Source organism: Bacillus pinisoli (assembly GCF_023036475.1).
In the GTDB taxonomy this organism is placed as follows: domain Bacteria; phylum Bacillota; class Bacilli; order Bacillales; family SA4; genus Bacillus_BS; species Bacillus_BS pinisoli.
In genome coordinates, this window is the sequence record NZ_JAJQKI010000021.1 from 18553 (window position 1) to 38699 (window position 20147).

The 20147-nt window shown below is 37.7% G+C and carries 18 protein-coding genes and 1 tRNA gene; all 19 read left to right on the forward strand.

The genetic code is table 11. The features are described 5' to 3' along the window. Positions 1-28 precede the first annotated feature (28 nt). The 19 genes from purR to spoIIE all read left to right on the forward strand — a co-directional run bounded on the left by purR (position 29) and on the right by spoIIE (position 19794). The gene (gene purR / locus LT143_RS19255; protein WP_246946021.1) at positions 29-889 is read left to right on the forward strand and encodes a pur operon repressor; all 861 of its coding nucleotides are present in this window, start codon (positions 29-31) and stop codon (positions 887-889) included. Further along, positions 886-1260, forward strand: coding sequence for a RidA family protein (locus tag LT143_RS19260; RefSeq protein ID WP_246946023.1), 375 nt, complete (start codon positions 886-888; stop codon positions 1258-1260). The genes purR and LT143_RS19260 overlap by 4 nt, the downstream gene beginning before the upstream one ends. 214 nt (positions 1261-1474) lie before the next feature. After that, positions 1475-1765 (forward strand): septation regulator SpoVG, encoded by a 291-nt coding sequence (gene spoVG, locus LT143_RS19265; RefSeq protein WP_163181994.1) that lies wholly within the window; start codon positions 1475-1477, stop codon positions 1763-1765. Positions 1766-2180: 415 nt separating this feature from the next. Continuing rightward, positions 2181-3554 carry a bifunctional UDP-N-acetylglucosamine diphosphorylase/glucosamine-1-phosphate N-acetyltransferase GlmU gene (gene glmU, locus LT143_RS19270; protein WP_246946025.1) on the forward strand — a complete coding sequence of 458 codons (1374 nt, stop codon included), beginning with the start codon at positions 2181-2183 and terminating at the stop codon, positions 3552-3554. Between the two features lie 24 nt (positions 3555-3578). Continuing rightward, entirely contained in the window at positions 3579-4529 is a 951-nt protein-coding gene (locus LT143_RS19275; RefSeq protein WP_246946027.1) for a ribose-phosphate diphosphokinase, read from the forward strand. Positions 4530-4656: 127 nt separating this feature from the next. Continuing rightward, positions 4657-5289, forward strand: coding sequence for a 50S ribosomal protein L25/general stress protein Ctc (locus tag LT143_RS19280; RefSeq protein WP_246946029.1), 633 nt, complete (start codon positions 4657-4659; stop codon positions 5287-5289). A 338-nt stretch (positions 5290-5627) separates the two neighbouring features. After that, a complete protein-coding gene (pth, locus tag LT143_RS19285) occupies positions 5628-6188 on the forward strand; it encodes an aminoacyl-tRNA hydrolase (protein WP_246946031.1) in 561 nt (186 codons plus the stop codon). 113 nt (positions 6189-6301) lie between these two features. Beyond that, the gene (locus LT143_RS19290; protein ID WP_246946033.1) at positions 6302-6532 is read left to right on the forward strand and encodes an anti-sigma-F factor Fin; all 231 of its coding nucleotides are present in this window, start codon (positions 6302-6304) and stop codon (positions 6530-6532) included. Positions 6533-6670: 138 nt separating this feature from the next. Beyond that, positions 6671-10213 (forward strand): transcription-repair coupling factor, encoded by a 3543-nt coding sequence (gene mfd, locus LT143_RS19295; RefSeq protein WP_246946035.1) that lies wholly within the window; start codon positions 6671-6673, stop codon positions 10211-10213. Positions 10214-10388: 175 nt separating this feature from the next. Further along, the gene (gene spoVT / locus LT143_RS19300; protein ID WP_246946037.1) at positions 10389-10925 is read left to right on the forward strand and encodes a stage V sporulation protein T; all 537 of its coding nucleotides are present in this window, start codon (positions 10389-10391) and stop codon (positions 10923-10925) included. A 137-nt stretch (positions 10926-11062) separates the two neighbouring features. Continuing rightward, positions 11063-12655, forward strand: a complete 1593-nt coding sequence (locus tag LT143_RS19305) for a putative polysaccharide biosynthesis protein (RefSeq protein WP_246946039.1) — start codon at positions 11063-11065, stop codon at positions 12653-12655. Between the two features lie 44 nt (positions 12656-12699). Next, positions 12700-14163, forward strand: a complete 1464-nt coding sequence (gene yabN / locus LT143_RS19310; protein ID WP_246946041.1) for a bifunctional methyltransferase/pyrophosphohydrolase YabN — start codon at positions 12700-12702, stop codon at positions 14161-14163. Positions 14164-14179: 16 nt separating this feature from the next. Beyond that, positions 14180-14455, forward strand: a complete 276-nt coding sequence (locus LT143_RS19315) for an RNA-binding S4 domain-containing protein (RefSeq protein WP_246946042.1) — start codon at positions 14180-14182, stop codon at positions 14453-14455. Between the two features lie 71 nt (positions 14456-14526). After that, entirely contained in the window at positions 14527-14832 is a 306-nt protein-coding gene (gene yabP / locus LT143_RS19320) for a sporulation protein YabP (RefSeq protein ID WP_246946043.1), read from the forward strand. Beyond that, positions 14829-15428 (forward strand): spore cortex biosynthesis protein YabQ, encoded by a 600-nt coding sequence (gene yabQ / locus LT143_RS19325; protein WP_246946044.1) that lies wholly within the window; start codon positions 14829-14831, stop codon positions 15426-15428. The genes yabP and yabQ overlap by 4 nt, the downstream gene beginning before the upstream one ends. A gap of 18 nt (positions 15429-15446) precedes the next feature. Then, the gene (locus tag LT143_RS19330; RefSeq protein ID WP_246946045.1) at positions 15447-15830 is read left to right on the forward strand and encodes an FtsB family cell division protein; all 384 of its coding nucleotides are present in this window, start codon (positions 15447-15449) and stop codon (positions 15828-15830) included. Positions 15831-15903: 73 nt separating this feature from the next. Further along, positions 15904-16350 carry a S1 domain-containing RNA-binding protein gene (locus LT143_RS19335; protein ID WP_246946046.1) on the forward strand — a complete coding sequence of 149 codons (447 nt, stop codon included), beginning with the start codon at positions 15904-15906 and terminating at the stop codon, positions 16348-16350. 665 nt (positions 16351-17015) lie between these two features. Next, positions 17016-17089 (forward strand) — tRNA-Met (locus LT143_RS19340). Between the two features lie 221 nt (positions 17090-17310). Beyond that, entirely contained in the window at positions 17311-19794 is a 2484-nt protein-coding gene (gene spoIIE / locus LT143_RS19345) for a stage II sporulation protein E (protein WP_246946047.1), read from the forward strand. Positions 19795-20147: the final 353 nt, after the last annotated feature.

A 20147-nucleotide genomic window follows, 5' to 3' on the forward strand; every position in this document is an offset into this window, starting at 1 on the left:
CATTCGGATTTATAGGTGGTGAACAGGAATGAAGATTAAACGAAGTGGAAGACTCGTAGATATGACACACTATTTGCTACAGCATCCTCACGAGTTAGTTCCACTTACATACTTTGCAGAGCGGTATGAGTCCGCTAAGTCTTCTATTAGTGAAGATTTAGGCATTATTAAGCAGACATTTGAAGAATCAGGGGTCGGAACCTTATTAACGGTTGCAGGAGCTGCTGGTGGAGTTAAGTATATTCCTACTCTTGGGAAAGAAGAAGCGGTTTCCTTTATAGATGAGCTGTGTCAACTGTTTACAAAGCCAGAAAGGCTTTTACCTGGAGGCTACTTATACTTAACGGATATATTAGGAAATCCTAGCCTAGTTAATAAGATCGGGCTCATGTTTGCTTCACTATTCGCCACAAAGAAAATAGATGTTGTCATGACGGTTGCCACAAAAGGTATTCCATTAGCTTATGCTGTAGCTAGCTATTTAAATGTACCAGTTGTCATTGTTAGAAAAGATAGCAAAGTGACAGAAGGTTCAACAGTAAGTATTAACTATGTGTCAGGTTCTTCTAAACGAATCCAAACGATGCTACTAGCACGTAGAAGTCTAGAGGTAGGTTCAAACGTTTTAATTATTGATGACTTTATGAAGGCTGGTGGAACCATTAATGGTATGGTAAGTCTTCTAGAGGAATTCGATGCTAATGTTGCTGGTATTGGAGTCTTAATAGAATCGGATGATGCTGAAGAACGCTTAGTCGAAGAGTACTATTCTCTTGTCCAGTTATCTGAAGTTAAGTTGAAAGAAAAAGAAATAGAAGTTGTTTCAGGTAATTTCATCAAGCACTATGATGATATGGTTGTTAAAAACCTCGGAGGTGAAAAAGAATGAAAGTTGTTCAAACAGTAAAAGCTCCACAAGCAATTGGCCCATACTCACAGGGTATTATTGTAAATAATATGTTTTATAGCTCAGGTCAAATTCCATTAACAGCTGAAGGAGATCTTATAACTGGTACTATCCAAGAAGAAACACACCAAGTTTTTAAAAACTTAGAAGCTGTCCTTCAAGAAGCAGGAGCTTCACTTCAGTCAGTTGTCAAAACTACCGTTTTCTTAAGTGATATGAATGACTTTGCTGCCTTCAATGAAGTGTATAGCGAATACTTTACTTCGAATAAGCCAGCGCGTTCTTGTGTACAAGTCGCAAGACTACCAAAAGATGTAAAAGTTGAAATAGAAGTAATTGCTTTAGTGCAGTAGTAACAAAGCCCACTCAAATGAGAGTGGGTTTTTTTTGAGTTTATGGAATTTCCACCAAAATGGAAGTTGAGTAAGTAGAAAGAACTAGGTAGTTATATTAGAAAATTAAAAAAATTTGTAGAAATTTTTATTTTTTTTTAAAAAAAGAAGGAAAACAGAAAATTCCGTTGAATTAGTTAATTAAGTTTTATCTAGGGAAAAGGTGGTGAACATAATGGAAGTAACTGACGTAAGATTACGCCGCGTTAATACCGAAGGACGCATGCGAGCAATTGCCTCTATTACACTAGATCATGAGTTTGTTGTACATGATATTAGAGTAATTGACGGAAACAACGGTCTGTTTGTAGCAATGCCTAGCAAACGCACTCCTGATGGGGAGTTTCGTGATATCGCTCATCCTATCAACTCTTCTACTCGCGGAAAAATTCAAGATGCTGTACTAGCTGAGTATCATCGTGTTGGAGAGTTAGAAGTCGAGCTTGAAGAAGCTGGTGCATCTTAGGATGAAAAAAGCAGGAACCTAGTAATCATACTAGGTTCTTTTTTATTTTTTGGGAAATTATAAAATAATAACAAGGGTAGTGCATTTTAATCCAGCTTCAGCACCCAGCCCCTCGTAAAGGAACATTTGCTATGCCTGAGGTTAAACAGGGCGCTTGCGCTTTTGTTCTGTTATGCAAAATATTAGGATCAAAGATATAAATTCCTCAAAAGATCATCACTCTCTGTTATAATAAAAAATGCCTATTCCCCAAAATATTCCTAAATATTGTCTAAAATTCGTCAATTATTGACAGACCACTTGTAAGATTCCTTGTTTCCTTGAAATACAGTGTGTTTTAAGATATATTCGTAATGGATAATAGGAATAGAACGTCTAAAACGGTTTAAAAAACTAATAAATCAGGGGGTTTACTATGACAAAACGTTATGCTGTTGTATTAGCTGCTGGTCAAGGAACTCGAATGAAATCTAAATTATATAAAGTATTACATCCTGTTTGCGGAAAACCTATGGTTGAACATGTTATTGATGAAGTGTCATCATTACAGCTACATAAGATTGTAACGATTATTGGACACGGAGCAGAATTAGTAAAATCAACACTTGGTGAACGAAGTGAATATGCTCTGCAAGAACAACAACTAGGCACTGCACATGCTGTCATGCAAGCATCAACTCAATTAAAAGAAGAAAAAGGGACGACACTTGTTATTTGTGGAGACACACCCCTCATTACCTCTCAAACAATGGAAGAGCTTCTTAAACACCATGAAGAAACAAATGCTAAAGCGACAATTTTAACTGCACATGCAGAAGATCCGACGGGATATGGTCGAATTATTCGTCAATCTAATGGAGATGTAAAGAGAATTGTTGAGCATAAGGATGCAACTGAAGAAGAACGTAAAGTACAGGAAATTAACACTGGAACGTATTGCTTTGATAATGAGGCACTTTTTCAGGCTCTCAGCCAAGTTTCGAATGATAATGTGCAGGGAGAATATTATCTGCCTGACGTAATTGAGATCTTAAAAAACGCTGGTGAAACAGTTTCTGCATACCAAACTGAAAGGTTTGAAGAAACTCTAGGTGTCAATGACCGAGTTGCTTTATCACAAGCAGAAAAGATTATGAGGGAACGTATTAATAAAAAACATATGGTAAATGGGGTCAGCATTATTGATCCTTCTAATACGTATATTTCAGCTGAAGCGGTAATAGGGCCAGATTCCATTATTTATCCGGGAACGACTCTAACAGGAAATACAGCAATAGGTAACGATTGTATCATTGGACCTAATACAGAAATTAAGGACTGTACCGTTGGTGATCGGACGACGATCCGTCAATCGGTAGCTCACCAAAGTTTCATTGGATCTGATGTAGCGATTGGACCGTTTGCCCATATCAGACCTGATTCTCAGATTCATGACGAAGTGAAGATTGGTAATTTTGTTGAAATCAAGAAAGCCGTATTCGGTAAAGGCAGTAAAGCATCTCATTTAAGTTACATTGGAGATGCTAATGTGGGATCTGATGTTAACTTAGGTTGTGGTTCAATAACTGTTAACTATGATGGGAAGAATAAATACCAAACAGTCATTGAAGACGGTGCTTTTATTGGCTGTAATTCCAACTTAATTGCACCTGTAACGGTTGGAAAGAATGCTTATGTAGCGGCTGGGTCAACAATCACGAATAATGTGCCTGAAGAAGCACTTTCGATAGCAAGAGCAAGACAGACAAATAAAGAAGATTATGCAAGACGATTAAAACGTAAAGAATAACCTTAAGTGGAGGGTCTTAATCTCATGTCTCAATATGCTGATAAAAAATTAAAGTTGTTTACTCTTAACTCAAACTCGAAGCTTGCAGCTGATATTGCAAGCTTCATCGGAGTTGAGCTTGGTAAATGTTCCGTTTCTAGATTTAGTGATGGAGAAGTTCAAATTAATATTGATGAAAGTATCCGTGGCTGTGATGTATATGTTGTTCAATCAACGAGTGCACCAGTAAATGAACATATTATGGAGCTTTTAATCATGATCGATGCTTTAAAAAGAGCTTCAGCGAAAACTGTTAATATTGTAATGCCGTATTACGGATATGCAAGACAAGATCGTAAAGCAAGATCAAGAGAGCCGATTACAGCGAAGCTTGTTGCTAATCTGTTGGAAACAGCAGGAGCTAGTCGCGTCATCACATTAGATTTACATGCCCCTCAAATCCAAGGTTTCTTTGATATCCCTATTGACCATCTAATGGGTGTACCTATCTTAGCAGAGTACTTTGAAGGCAAAAACCTTAACGATATCGTGATTGTATCACCAGACCATGGTGGGGTAACTCGTGCAAGAAAAATGGCTGATCGCTTGAAGGCTCCAATAGCTATCATTGATAAAAGACGACCAAGGCCGAATGTTGCAGAAGTTATGAGTATTGTCGGAAACATTGATGGAAAAACAGCAATTTTAATCGACGATATTATTGATACAGCTGGTACAATAACGCTTGCTGCTAATGCACTAGTTGAGAATGGTGCAAAAGAAGTCTATGCTTGCTGTACACATCCAGTATTATCAGGTCCAGCTATTGAACGTATCCAGAACTCAAAAATTAAAGAGCTTGTCGTAACCAATTCAATTGCTTTATCTGAAGAGAAGATAACAGAAAAGGTTACTGAATTATCAGTAGCAGCATTAATCGGTGAGGCAATTATCCGTGTTCATGAAGAGCAATCTGTAAGTACATTATTTGATTAAAATCCATTGGAACGAACTTGTACGAACACGTAGTTCCAAAATAAATATCGTTTAGAATTTCCTCCAATGGGAAAAGGTATAATAGGACAACCCTTTATACAAATTTACCATATTGGAGGAATTTTTTATGGCAACATCAGTACTAAACGTTGAAAAAAGAACAAATCTAAAAAAATCAGAAAATCGAGTAATCCGTAATAGAGGTCGTTTCCCAGCAGTTATTTATGGGAAGCAAAAAGAAAGCCAACCAGTGGCAATTGACAGTGTAGAATTTGTTAAGACGCTAAAGGAAGTAGGACGTAATGGAATCCTCACTTTAAATGGATCTGGTGAGAATGTACAAGTAATGCTACATGATCTACAAACAGATCCATTAAAGAATGAAATCATCCATGCAGACTTTTATGTAGTGGATATGTCTTCTGAAGTGAATGTAGATGTGAATGTACATCTAGTAGGTGAAGCGGTAGGAGTAAAATCTGGCGGGGTCCTTCAACAACCTCTACACCAGTTGTCAGTTACAGCACTTCCGGGTGACATTCCTTCCTCTATTGATATTGATATCTCTAATCTAGATGTAAGTGAGACAGTTCAAGTTAGTGATATCGTAAAGAGCGGAAACTATAACATTAACCATGAGGATCAAGAAGTTATTGCTTCCATACTACCACCTAAAGTTGAAGATACTGTTGAAGCGGGAGAAACACAAGATGGAGAAGTAGAGAACGAGGGTACAGAAGGTGACGAAGAGGAAAAGTAAATGGTAGTGCTAAGCGTGGTCTAGAGGATAGACCATGCATTTTTTATATAAGGCTCTTTTCGTATAGATTGTTGCTTTCGTAAAAATCCCGAAAGCCTGATTTTTACGCGGTCCTACAGTGGTCATTGCTATAAATAGCGAAAGCTGCTCTTTTCTAACAATTATCACTTCGGTCTTATAGTATTAGAAGAGATGTTTATTATAAAATTAGCTTGAAAAGCAACAAAATTTTAAAAAAGAGCCTTTTATAAAAAATTTTAAAATTAGGAGGGGATTACGTCGTTAATTCTGTATACTAGTAGAATAAGAATAGTTTGAGTCTTAGTTGGAGGTAAAGGATGAAACTCATAATTGGACTAGGTAACCCGGGAAAGCAATATGCGCAAACTAGGCATAATGTTGGCTTTATTACGATAGATGAATTAGCGCACCGGCATCATATTGAGTTGGATAAAGAAAAGTTTAAAGGTTTGTATGGTACGGGGATGATTAATGGCGAGAAAGTAATATTATTAAAGCCACTTACCTATATGAACTTATCTGGTGAAGCTGTTCGTCCATTAATGGATTATTATAATATCGAAACAGAAGATATCATCGTCGTTTATGATGACCTTGATCTACCTGCTGGAAAAATACGTCTACGTACAAAAGGTAGTGCAGGTGGTCAGAACGGAATGAAATCTGTCATTCAACATCTTGGCACACAAGAGTTTAAAAGAATTAGAATAGGTATAGATCGTCCTAACAATGGAATGAAAATATCCGATTATGTTTTAGGTAGATTTTCTCCAGACGAAGTTCAGGACGTTGTTCATGCCATTAAGCAAGCAGCAGATGCTTGTGAAGAATGGACAAAAACTACTTTTATAGACGTGATGAATAAATTTAATGGGTAATGTATGTTTTTGACTTGGAATCAGCATTTTCATTAATCCTATACATACAATGTTGAATAAGAAACAACCTTCCCGTTCATACTAATCTTATATGAACTGCGGGGAGGAATAGGATGTCCATTCATTACAAATGTAGACATTGTGGAGTATCAGTTGGGAAAATTGATACTATGTCTGTAGACAGTCAGGCTTTAGGTTTTCACCAATTAGATGATCAAGACCGAATGAATATGATCTCCTATCAAAACGATGGGGATATTCATGTGAAAACCATTTGTGAAGACTGTCATGAGGCACTAGAGCGAAATCCACAATTTCATGAAGCGGAAACCTTTATACATTGAGCTTTGGATAAAACCAAAGCATTTTTCTGTTTTCATCTTGTTTTAGACGAACTTATACATTACTAGAAAATTAGTTTATATTAGGGGAAGTCAACAATATGAACCAAACATTTAACCTGTTGGAGAGGAGGACTACTTTTGATAGGTTTACAAGAAATATTCAAAAATAGTGAAGATGTATCGACAATAATAAACGGTATTGATGGAAGGTTAAAAGAGCAGCTTGTCGCAGGACTGTCTGGATCAGCCAGAACGGTACTTATGTCCTCAATCTACTCAACTCTACAGAAGCCACAAATTGTTGTCACCCATAACTTGTTTCAAGCTCAGAAACTTTATGATGATCTGGTTGAGTTAAACCCGGAGCAAGAAGTATTCCTGTATCCAGTGAATGAGTTAATTGCATCAGAAATTGGAATTGCAAGCCCAGAGCTTAAGAGCCAAAGAATAGAAGTATTAAACCATTGGAGTCAGGAGCCAAAAGGAATTATTGTTGTACCTGTTGCAGGTTTAAGAAGGCTTCTCCCTACAAAGGAGAAATGGAAAGCCTCTCAAAAGGTTATTCAAGTAGGAGACGATCTATCAATTGATGACTTCCTACTGGATCTTGTTAAACTAGGGTATGAAAGAAACTCCATGGTATCAACTCCCGGAGAATTTAGTGTTCGTGGAGGAATAATTGACATCTATCCTCTAACAGAGGAGTTACCTGTTAGAATTGAGCTTTTTGATACGGAAGTAGACTCAATTCGGACATTTGATGTGGAAGATCAGCGTTCTAAGGATAAGCTTGATTCTTTTGCCTTTGGACCAGCAACTGAGTACCTCTTTGAGGAAAAGGAACTGTTAAAGGGGGCAGCTAAACTAGAAGAAGGTCTAGCAAAATCACTTAAAAAATTGAAAGATGATAAGCTTAAAAAGCTATTTGTAGAGAACATCACTAGAGAAGTTGACTCCATTAGGAACGGCCAAGTACTTCAACAAATGTTTAAGTACTTATCCATATTCTATGATACTCCTGCTAGTTTACTAGATTACCTACCTGACAATGGTGTCATTATTGTAGATGAAATTAGCCGAGTGCAAGAAATGTCAGAGACGTTAGAAAAGGAAGAGTTAGAATGGACGACTTCCCTGTTAGCGGAAGGGGAAATTATCCATGACTTAGATCTCTCTCACTCCTTTTTTCCTTTATTGCATCAATCAAAGCAAAACATTTTGTACATGTCCTTATTTTTACGTCATGTACCACATACGAATCCGCAGAATATTGTCAATATGTCATGCAAAGCAATGCAATCTTTTCATGGACAGATTAATGTACTAAAAAATGAAATTGATCGATGGAAGAAATCCCAATATGCAATAGTATTCCTTGGGGCAACTGAGGAAAGAGTGAAGAAACTCGACCGAGTTCTAGCTGACTATGATATTGAAGGCGTTACAATTGGTAAAAACGATTCAATGGTACGTGGAAGAGTCCAAATTATCCAAGGCAGCCTTAATGACGGTTTTGAGTTTCCCATGCAGAAGCTTGCTGTTATTACGGAGGAAGAGTTATTTAAAAAGCAGGCACCAAAGCGTTCACAGCGGAAACAAAAGCTATCAAATGCAGAAAGAATAAAGAACTATTCGGAACTAAAAGTCGGAGATTATGTTGTTCATATTAATCATGGTATCGGGAAGTACTTAGGTATTGAGACACTTGAGATTAATGGTATTCATAAAGATTATATTCATATTAAATATCAGGGTAACGATAAGCTTTATGTCCCTATTGACCAAATTGACCAGGTGCAAAAGTATGTTGGTTCAGAAGGAAAAGAACCAAAGGTTTATAAGCTAGGTGGTACGGATTGGAAGAAAGTAAAAAGTAAAGTTGAGTCATCGGTACAAGATATTGCTGATGATTTAATTAAACTTTATGCTGAGCGAGAGGCAAGTAAGGGGTACTCCTTTTCACAAGATGGAGCCGAGCAGAGAGAATTCGAAACCTCATTTCCTTATCAAGAAACGGATGATCAATTGCGCTCTATTGAAGAAATTAAGCAAGATATGGAACGAGAACGTCCAATGGATCGTCTCCTTTGTGGGGATGTTGGGTATGGAAAGACCGAGGTAGCCATTAGAGCTGCTTTCAAAGCTATTATGGACGGAAAACAAGTTGCATTTCTTGTCCCGACGACAATCCTTGCCCAGCAACATTACGAGACGATAAAAGAACGTTTTCAGGATTATCCAATAGGAATTGGGCTTCTTAGTCGTTTTAAAACGAGAAAACAACAAAGTGAAACGATAAAAGGTATTAAACAAGGAACAGTTGATATTGTGGTGGGGACACATAGATTATTATCTAAAGATATTCAGTATAAGGATTTAGGTTTATTAATCATAGATGAAGAGCAGCGTTTTGGAGTAACCCACAAAGAAAAAATTAAACAATTTAAGGCCAATATCGATGTCCTAACCTTAACAGCAACTCCGATTCCAAGAACACTACATATGTCTATGCTAGGTGTACGTGACTTATCTGTTATTGAAACACCTCCAGAAAACCGTTTCCCGGTTCAGACGTATGTGATGGAGTATAATGGTGCCTTAGTACGAGAGGCAATTGAACGGGAACTGGCAAGAGGTGGGCAGGTGTACTTTCTTTACAACCGCGTGGAGGACATTGAACGCAAAGCGGATGAGTTATCTATGTTAGTTCCGGATGCTAAAGTCATCTACGCTCATGGGAAAATGAATGAAAATGAGCTTGAATCGGTCATGCTCTCATTTTTAGAGGGTGAGGCAGATGTACTTGTAAGTACCACCATTATTGAAACAGGTGTAGATATTCCGAATGTTAATACGTTAATTGTTCATGATGCAGATAAAATGGGCTTATCTCAGTTATATCAGTTACGTGGAAGGGTTGGACGTTCCAACCGTATTGCCTATGCTTATTTTACGTATAAACGAGATAAGGTTTTAACAGAAGTAGCGGAAAAGCGACTTCAATCTATTAAAGAATTTACAGAACTAGGATCTGGATTCAAGATAGCGATGAGAGATCTGTCTATTCGTGGAGCGGGTAATTTATTAGGAGCACAACAACATGGTTTTATCGATTCGGTAGGGTTTGATCTATACTCTCAAATGCTTAAAGATGCTGTTGAAGCAAGAAAAGGGTTAAGTTCTGAACAAAAAGAGATAGCAGTAGAAATCGATGTTGACCTAGATGCCTATCTACCAGAAGAGTACATCAAGGATGGAAAACAAAAAATCGAAATCTATAAGCGGTTCAAAGGGGTTTCGACTCCGGACGACTTGTTAGAACTTCAAGAGGAATTAATGGACCGTTTTGGAGATTATCCGCTCGAGGTTGATTATTTGCTTAAAGTGACAGAGTTAAAACTTTTAGCAACACAGGCAAAAGTTGAAACCATCAAACAAGTCAAGCAAGAGCTTATCATGCTTATGACCGAAGACGTAACAAATAAGATAAAGGGTGAAGAACTCTTTTTGACGGCAAATAAAATATCTTCTACCATTAATCTTGGACTAGAGAACAATAGAATCAAACTAACGATACCGACGAAAAAAGTACCAGCGGAACAGTGGTTGGAAATGGCTAAACAGTTATTAACAGAGGTTCCAAGGCTATTAGGAAATGAAACTCAATTAGTACAGAAATAAGTCAGTTTAGTAACTTATTCCAACTAATGATTTTTTTCAAGGTTGTGTATATAACTTTTCATCTGAAGGATACTAATCTCAACAAAAGGTGATTTATACAAAGATGGTAAAATAACTTAAATCCACCAGATCACCAAGAATAACTATTCATCAAATGAAAGTGAGGCATCTTAAGATGAAAGCAACAGGTATAGTTCGTCGAATTGATGATTTAGGACGTGTGGTAATTCCTAAAGAAATCAGAAGAACACTCCGAATTCGTGAAGGGGACCCACTTGAAATTTTTGTAGACCGCGATGGTGAAGTGATTTTAAAGAAGTATTCACCGATTAGTGAGTTAGGTGATTTTGCAAGAGAATATGCAGATGCATTATATGATAGCTTAGGACATACTGTATTAATCTGTGACCGAGATACTTTTATTGCGGTTGCAGGTGGTTCTAAAAAAGAATACTTAAATAAAAACATCAATGAACATATTGAAAAAGTTATGGAAGATCGTGGGTCTATTCTGGAAACGTCTGAAAAGCAAATAGGCATTTTAGAAGGAGTAGAAGAAACCATCTCTTCTTATACAATTGGACCAATCGTGGCAAACGGTGATCCAATTGGAGCTGTAGTCATTCTTTCCAAAGAGGGAACTCTTGGAGAAGTTGAGCAAAAGGCTGTTGAAACAGCAGCAGGATTTTTAGCAAGACAAATGGAACAATAAAAAGTAAATGAACAATGGGGCAGCTAAATGGCTGTCCTATTATTTTTATCTGCTTTTTATGGTTGACGTCTAAAAATGGACTTTATTCCAGTTTATGTTATAATACATCCGCAACTATTGGTGAAAGGAAACATGCCGTGAACGTGCTTACATCACATAAACAAACATTTTGGCATGGAGCAATGCTCCTTACATTAGCTGGATTAGTGTCAAAAGTGCTGAGTGCTATATACCGTGTACCTTTTCAGAATATCGTCGGAGATATTGGATTTTATATCTACCAGCAGGTCTATCCTTTTTACGGAATTGCTCTTGCCCTTTCTCTATACGGGTTCCCTGTTGTAATCTCTAAGTTACTATCAGAAAAAAAGGAAAAAAGTACACTGACTAGCCAAGCAATTATTGTCATTAGCTTTTGTTCTTTATTTATCATTGGTTTTATCATCTTTTTCGTATTATTTCAGTTTTCTTCACAGCTTGCGAACATCATGGGAGATCCTTACTTACATCTACCTATTGAGTTGGTGGCATTTACATTTTTGTTAGTCCCTTTTATTTCTGTTCTGCGTGGCTATTTTCAGGGTCATGAAAACATGCTACCCACTGCGTTATCCCAAATCGCTGAGCAATTAATTAGAGTAGGGACCATTCTAATACTTGCCTATATTCTTGTTAAAAGCGATTTTACTTTATATGAAGTCGGAGCAGGTGCAGTATTGGGTTCTCTTACTGGTGGGTTTGCAGCCGTTGCGATTTTACTACTATTTAAAAAAAGAATTACGGGAGGTCATTTTTTTCAAGAGTATAAAGGTATCTTTACCTTAAACAATATAAAAACCTTCCCTTTTAAACTCCTCTTGCTAAATAGCGTGGCTATTTGTATTACCGGTCTTACCCTTGTGCTAATGCAGTTGGTGGATTCACTCACTTTATATAATGGTCTGCTCATTTCAGGAAGTAGTGCTGAGGAAGCAAAAGTAATGAAAGGTATATTTGACCGAGGACAGCCGTTATTACAGCTTGGTGTGGTCTTATCCACTTCGCTTTCTTTATCACTTGTACCAATGATCGCAAAAGCCCAAACTAATAATCAATCAACATTGATTGTGAAGCATTCAAGGATGGCAGTTAAAATAAGTATAATTGTCGGCGCAGGGGCGACATTCGGTTTAATTGCTATTATGGAACATACAAACAAGATGTTATTTAGAAATATGGATGGTTCATTCATCCTTTCAGTTTTAAGTATATCTATTCTACTAACATCAATTAGTCTAACAGGCTTAGCCATTCTTCAAGGTTTAGGGTACGTTAGTCAATCTGCTTGGGCTGTTATTGCCGGAGTCATCATGAAATGGCTTTTTAATAGCTTGCTTATACCTTTATACGGATCACTCGGTGCAGCCATTTCTACAGTTTTATCTGTCGGTGTCGTTGCTGGAGTGACAGGACTGTTTCTATACCGTGCGATACAGAATCAATCTATTATTCAGTTTTACGCTTTTGTGAAGGCTTGTATAGCGGGAATAATCATGGTTAGCTTAATTAAAGGTTATGAATGGTTGTTCTTTTCCTATTTGGCAAGTAACAGAATATCAAGTACCATTTTCTCTTTATCAAGCGTAATTATCGGAGGAATCGTTTTCATAGTTGTATTGTACTTCTTAAGAATTTTTAGTAAGGAAGAGTTAGTAGAGTGGCCGGTCATTCAAAAATGGGTGAAAAAATAAGTAATACTTAAAACGATTAGTAAAGAGTGAGAGGAGGAAGGAATATGTCACATTCGACCATTTATGTGTTGGGGTTAGGGGCAGGTGAACTGGACCAACTTACAATGAAGATGTATAAAAGGATTAAGCAGTGCCCCCAATTATATGTAAGAACGAAAGAGCATCCTATTATTATTGAGCTAGAAAAAGAGGGTGTTAGCATTACTGGGTTTGATTATGTCTATGAAAAACATGATCAGTTCCATCACGTATATCAAGAAATCGTCGACACGATTTGTGAAAAAGCAAAAGTAGAGGACATCTTCTATGCTGTACCAGGACACCCGTTAGTAGCAGAGAAAACAATTGAACTATTACTAGAGAAGCGTAAAGAAGGTTATCAAGTTATTATTGAGGGTGGCAGTAGCTTTCTTGATCCGATGTTTACAGCTCTTGAGATTGATCCGATAGAAGGTTTTCAGCTTGTGGATGGGACTGATTTTCGAGTATCCCAATTAGAGCTTTCCCAGCACATGCTCATTTGTCAGGTATATGATCAATTTGTCGCATCTGATGTGAAGCTTGGATTAATGGAACGTCTACCAGATGATTTTGAGGTTTATATTGTAACAGCTGCAGGCACGTCTACTCAGGATGTGAAAAAGGTACCTTTGTATGAGTTAGATCATGGGATGAATATAAATAATCTAACAACTGTCTACATACCACCCGTTAAAGATCAAACCCTGCTATATCAGGAGTTTAACTCCCTGCGATCGGTGATAGCTGCTTTAAGAGGCCCGGATGGATGTCCATGGGATCAAGAGCAAACACATAAAAGCTTAAAACCGTTCTTATTGGAAGAAACATATGAAGTACTAGAGGCTATCGATGAAGAGGATGATGATCACCTTGTAGAAGAATTAGGCGATGTACTTTTACAAGTCATGCTTCATGCTCAAATTGGTGAGGATGAAGGTTGGTTTACTATTCAAGATGTCATCAAGGGTGTTACAGATAAGATGATAAGAAGGCACCCTCATGTATTCGGGAACCAAGTGGCAGAGAATGCAGAAGATGTAACGAAGCTTTGGGACGAAATGAAGTACGAGGAAAATCAAAGAGTTCGAGAAGAATCTTTGCTTGATCAAATTCCTAAAAGTCTACCAGGACTATTAGCTGCCAAGGAAATTCAAAAAAAAGCAGCAAAAGTAGGGTTTGATTGGAAGGAAGTCGCTCCAATTTGGGAGAAGATTAATGAGGAACTAGAAGAATTTAAAATTGAGATAAGACAGGATCCTACAAGTGAACAGGCGTTAAAGGAGTTTGGAGATATTTTGTTTGCACTAGTAAACCTAGCTAGGTTTTATAAAATTGACCCAGAGCTCGCCATTCTGCAAACGAATAGGAAGTTTAAGAAACGGTTTCAATATATCGAACAGCAAGTCAAAGTAAGAAAGTTAAAAATGGAAGAGATGTCACTTGAAGAACTAGACCAAATCTGGGAAGAAGCAAAGGAACTTGAATAGAAAGTAGGGGAATTGTGTGCGACTAGATAAATTTTTAAAAGTATCTCGTTTAATTAAGAGAAGAACCTTGGCGAAAGAAGTAGCGGATCAAGGGCGTATTACTATTAACGGAGTAGAAGCAAAAGCTAGCTCCAACGTGAAGGTTGGCGATACCTTAACCATTCGTTTCGGTCAGAAGCTTGTCACCATTAAGGTTGATTCAATCCAGGAAACAACCAAGAAAGAACTTGCCGCACAGCTCTATACAGTCGAAAAGGAAGAAAAAATTTCAACGGATGATGCTCTCTCCTAGAGAGCTTGTTCTAAATTTAGGATTGGCTCATATAATGACTACAAAGTCATTTATTAGTGGGGGATGAATCCATGAGTCAATACTATGATATGGGCACACAAAACAAAACGAATACGCCAGAACATGATGTCATCATGAGAGGAAGACGCTTGTTAGACATTACAGGAGTAAAGCAAGTAGAAAGCTTTGATAATGAAGAGTTCTTGTTAGAAACGGTCATGGGGATTTTGGCCATCAGGGGTCAAGGATTACAAATGAAAAATCTGGATGTTGATAAAGGAATCGTGTCCATCAAAGGAAGAATTTTCGATATTATCTATCTAGATGAGCAGCACGGGGAGAAGGCTAAAGGACTCTTTAGCAAGTTATTCCGATGAGCCTCACTGTTCAGTTTTATACCATGCTTGCCATGTTTGGAATGGGAAGTTGGGTAGGAGCAGCGTTAGACACGTATGGTCGCTTTTTAAAGCGGCCAGAACGTGCAAATTGGGTTGTATTTATAAACGATATTATCTTCTGGGTGGTACAAGGCCTCATCATATTTTATACGTTATTGGTCGTAAATGAAGGGGAACTTCGCTTTTATGTGTTCCTAGCGTTATTATGTGGATTTGCCGCCTATCAAAGTTTATTCCAATCCTTATACAAACGATTTTTAGAACAAGTGATTTTGCTTGTTGTTAACACATATAAATTTTTCGCAAAGCTCGTAACTGTCTTGATAATTAATCCAATTCGCTATATAATCCAGTTGCTACTTGTTTTTTTAATTGGGGTATGGAAGTTATTACTCGTCATAACTATGTCTATACTCAAAGTCATATATACTCCAATAAAGTGGGTTGGAATCCTATTATGGAAGCTCACTCCTAAAAAGATTAAAATCTTTTTCTTTAAAGTGGCAGGAATTTTCAAAAAAATAAAGAATTTGAAAGTGATATGGCAAAAATTGTGGAATAAATTACGCAGTTAGGAGGTTTCTAAAACGAGCATGGATTCATTTAGCAATGACAAAATCAAAAAAATCCAGTCAGACTATTATAAAATTGTAGAGCAACGAGAAAAGCTCGTTTTACATCGACGTCGTGGTCTAATTAGGCGATTAACTGCATTTGGTATTATTGTGGGAATTTTATCCTATATTATGATATCAACTTTTCTTTCACAAATTGCAACATATGAAAATAAATTAGAAGAGAGAGATCAGTTGAAGGCTGAACTCCAAGATATGCAAGACAAGCAAGTGAAATTAGAAGATGAGATTGTCAAACTCAATGATGATGAATATATCGCAAAGATAGCTAGACGTGATTATTTCTTATCAGAAGACCATGAAATTATCTTCTCAATACCTGAGGAAGAGACGTCTTATTGACACTACAAATTCTAATTAGGTATAATAAAAGCAATTTGATTTTTGATTTAATCTAAGGAGGAGCAATTTTTTTATGTCAATTGAAGTAGGCAGCAAGTTACAAGGTAAGGTAACAGGGATTACGAACTTCGGAGCATTTGTGGAGCTGCCAGGAGGTTCAACTGGGCTAGTTCATATTAGTGAAGTAGCGGATAACTATGTTAAGGACATTAATGAGCACTTAAAAGTTGGAGATGAAGTTGAAGTTAAGGTCATTAATGTAGAGAAGGACGGAAAGATTGGACTTTCTATCAAGAAGGCAAAGGAAAGACCACCACAAGCAAACACATCTTCACGTCCACCAAGCTCACAACGTCCTCGTAATTCCAACCGTCAAGGTGGAGGTTATCGAGACCAACGCGAACAAGAAACGTTCGAACAAAAAATGAATCGCTTTTTAAAGGATAGTGAAGATCGTTTAACTTCCCTAAAACGTCATACAGAATCTAAGCGTGGCGGACGCGGGGCAAGACGTGGATAATAATATTGCTGTCTATCATCATGATAAATAGATTGTTCTATGTGTAAAAGAGAGGGCCAATAGGCGCTCTCTTTATTTGTGTGTGGATATAGTGGGTATTCGATTGATTAGGGGAGGTGTTACGCTTCTCTGGTTTGATATCGACGAAAAGAATATAGATATCAACGAAATCTAAATTTTATCTACTAGCTTTACTCATTTATCTAACAAAATATCTGTTTTATCTACCAAGTTTAAGGATCTTTTTGATATGTTAGTGTTTATTTCTAAGCTCCAGCTAACTTGCTTGTCGGAACTAAACGAGGCACTTCCGCTTTTCTGGTCTAGCGTAAGTGCCTAGTTCCTCGAGTCAAATAACCCTTGCCAAATAAAAGGGAAAAGCACCTTTTCTTCGCCAAGGAACATTTGCTTGTCGGAACTATACGAGGCACTTCCGCTTTTCTGGTCTAGCGTAAGTGCCTAGTTCCTCGAGTCAAATAACCCTTCCAGATAAAAGGACAGAACACCTTTTATTCTGGAAGGGACATTTGCTTGTCGGAACTGAGCGAGGCACTTCCGCTTTTCTATACGTCGACATTATTTACTATTCGTTGTTTCTCGACAAAACGTTGTTGACATTTTGGTCTACCGATTGTAATATAGCAATTGTGTTTGAATATTATTATGGCGGTGTAGCTCAGCTGGCTAGAGCGTACGGTTCATACCCGTGAGGTCGTGGGTTCGACTCCCTCCGCCGCTATCATTAAAAAACTGTATCTATTATAGATACAGTTTTTTTGTTGTATTGCGCGGATTTTATAGTCCAAAAGAATACTAGATTTTTAAAAAATATCCCAGAATCTGTTCTCTTTAAGTGAAAATCGTCGAACGATTTCTTAGGCTTGTCCTCTTCTTTTGACAAAATACTAGAAATCCTTTCGTTATAATTACAATCAACTATATTCGCTGGGGGAGATATTTATGCACGAAACAGGAAGGAATGTTACAGAGGCAGCCGCACAAGTAACAGTGGTCGATCGAGTGCAAAATTCTTTGGCTCATGGAATGAACAAGCTGCAAACCAAAGTTGAAAGTATATTGTTTCAAAAAGGATTACTTCTGATGGTAATAGGATTTCTACTTGGGAGAGCGTTAATTCTAGAGCAAATTATGCCATTTGCAATTCCTTACTTTGCCGCTGTGTTTACCATGAAACGAGATAAATCAATGCTTGCCATGTTCTCGTTAATAGTTGGTGCTACGACGGTAGGTGCCGAACAAGCAGGATTAGTCGTGACGGCCATATTGGTGTTTCTAACCGTACGATTAATCGTAAATAAGTTTACTTCATCCATTGTTAAAGCATTACCATATATGGTGTTTGGATCCGTTATTGCGGGAAATCTTATTTTTACAGCTGTAACGACCATTGAGTTTAGCTTGTACTCTTTATCAATGGTGGCTGTTGAAGCGGGACTTAGTTTTATCCTAACAATGATTTTCTTACAAAGTATCCCTTTAATCAGCATGAAACGAAGAAAACAAGCGTTAAAGACAGAAGAAATGATATCGCTTGTCATTTTATTGGCTTCCATTCTAACAGGAACGATGGGGTGGACATTTTATGACTTGTCCATTGAACATATATTCTCACGTTATTTAGTATTAATTTTTGCATTATGTGCAGGGGCAACAGTAGGTTCGACTGTTGGTGTTGTTACCGGACTCATTTTGAGTCTTGCTAATGTTGCAAGCTTATATCAAATGAGTCTACTAGCATTCTCTGGTTTACTAGGAGGTCTCCTAAAAGAAGGGAAGAAGTTTGGGGTGGCCATTGGGCTTCTAATCGGTACACTCTTAATCGGTCTTTATGGAACAGAGCAAAGTTATTTGCTAAACACCGTGTTTGAATCCTTATTAGCCATCGCACTTTTTCTTGTCACTCCTCAATCTCTGATCTCAAAGATTGCCCGTTTTATACCGGGAACAGCTGAGCATTCAGCAGAACAACAACAATACTTGCGTAAAATTAGAGATGTTACGGCCAATCGGGTAGAACAGTTTTCGAGTGTCTTTCAAGCTCTTTCAAGTAGCTTCTCACAATACGGAATCATCCAGGAGGATACGGATGATGAGAGAGAAATCGATTACTTCTTAAGTAACGTTACGGAAAAAACTTGCCAAACCTGCTTTAAGAAGGAGTTTTGCTGGTCGAAGAACTTTAATACAACCTATGAGCACATGCATAAAATTATGCAAGAATCTGAAGAATTAACACTGACTAGAAATGTAAATTACTTAAGGGAATGGGATAAGTATTGTGTGAAGTCGAATAAAGTGATTGATGCGATTCAACATGAGTTAACCTTTTATCAAGCAAATCGAAAGCTAAAAAAACAAGTGAAAGATAGTAGACGATTAGTTGCAGACCAACTGCTAGGAGTTTCACAAGTAATGGGGGATTTTGCTAAAGAAATCCAGCGTGAACGCGAAAACCACACCATTCAAGAAGAGCAGATCCTTGACGGCTTAAAAGAATTTGGAATTGAAATTGGACATATTGATATTTATAACTTAGAACAAGGAAATGTCGATATTGAAATGAGTATTCCTTATTGTAATGGCAGAGGGGAATGTGAAAAGCTTATTGCTCCAATATTATCTGATATTATGCAAGAAACGATTGTTGTCAAACGTGAAGAATGTTCGGCATATCCTAATGGCTATTGTCATGTTAGTTTCGGATCTGCCAAAACATATGTCATTGAAACAGGAATTGCGAACGCTGCCAAAGGTGGTGGGTTCGTATCTGGTGACAGCTATTCAACGATTGAGTTAGGTGCTGGAAAGTATGCAATTGCTATAAGTGATGGTATGGGTAATGGTGAAAGAGCACATATGGAAAGCAACGAAACTCTACTTTTGTTACAAAAAATATTAAAAAGTGGAATTGAAGAAAAGGTAGCCATTAAATCAGTAAACTCTGTTCTAGCATTGCGTACCACAGATGAAATCTTTACAACGCTAGATTTAGCTATGATTGATCTACAAGATGGAAGTTCAAAATTCCTTAAAATTGGGTCGACCCCTAGCTTTGTCAAGAGAGGCGATAAAGTAATCAAGATTGAAGCCAGCAATTTACCAATGGGGATTATCCAAGAATTTGAGGTAGATGTAGTGAGTGAACAGCTTAAAGCTGGTGATCTACTAATTATGATGAGTGATGGTATCTTCGAAGGTCCAAAGCATGTTGAAAACTACGATATGTGGATGAAGAGAAAGATAAACGAGCTTAAAACAGATGATCCACAAGAAGTAGCGGACGTTATTATGGAAGAAGTCATTCGCTCAAGAGGTGGCCAAATTGAAGATGATATGACCGTTGTCGTTGCAAAGGTAAAAAGAAATCTACCAAGATGGGCCGCAATCCCTCTACACCGTAAAAAGGGTACGGTTACAGCCTAAAACACTGAGACCTGTATTAAATAGACTATCTTCTAGAAGTTTGTTGCTTCCAAACACATTCTAATAAAGATAGTGGAATGGAGCGGAAGACACTTGACTCCTGCGGGATATAGAGAAAAGGTCGAGACCCCGCAGGCGAAGCCGATGTCTAGCTGCAGTGCCCAACTCCGAAGAGTCAAATAACCCTACATTAAGTAAAGGGAAAGACCACCCTTTTCTTAATGCAGGAACATTTGCTTGTCGGAGCTAACCAGGGCACTTCAGCTTTTCAATGAGGAGGCTCGACTTTCTCCCCGGGGAATCTTGTGTCTGCAGCGCAATGGAACGACGGGTTACTTATATCTAACATCATG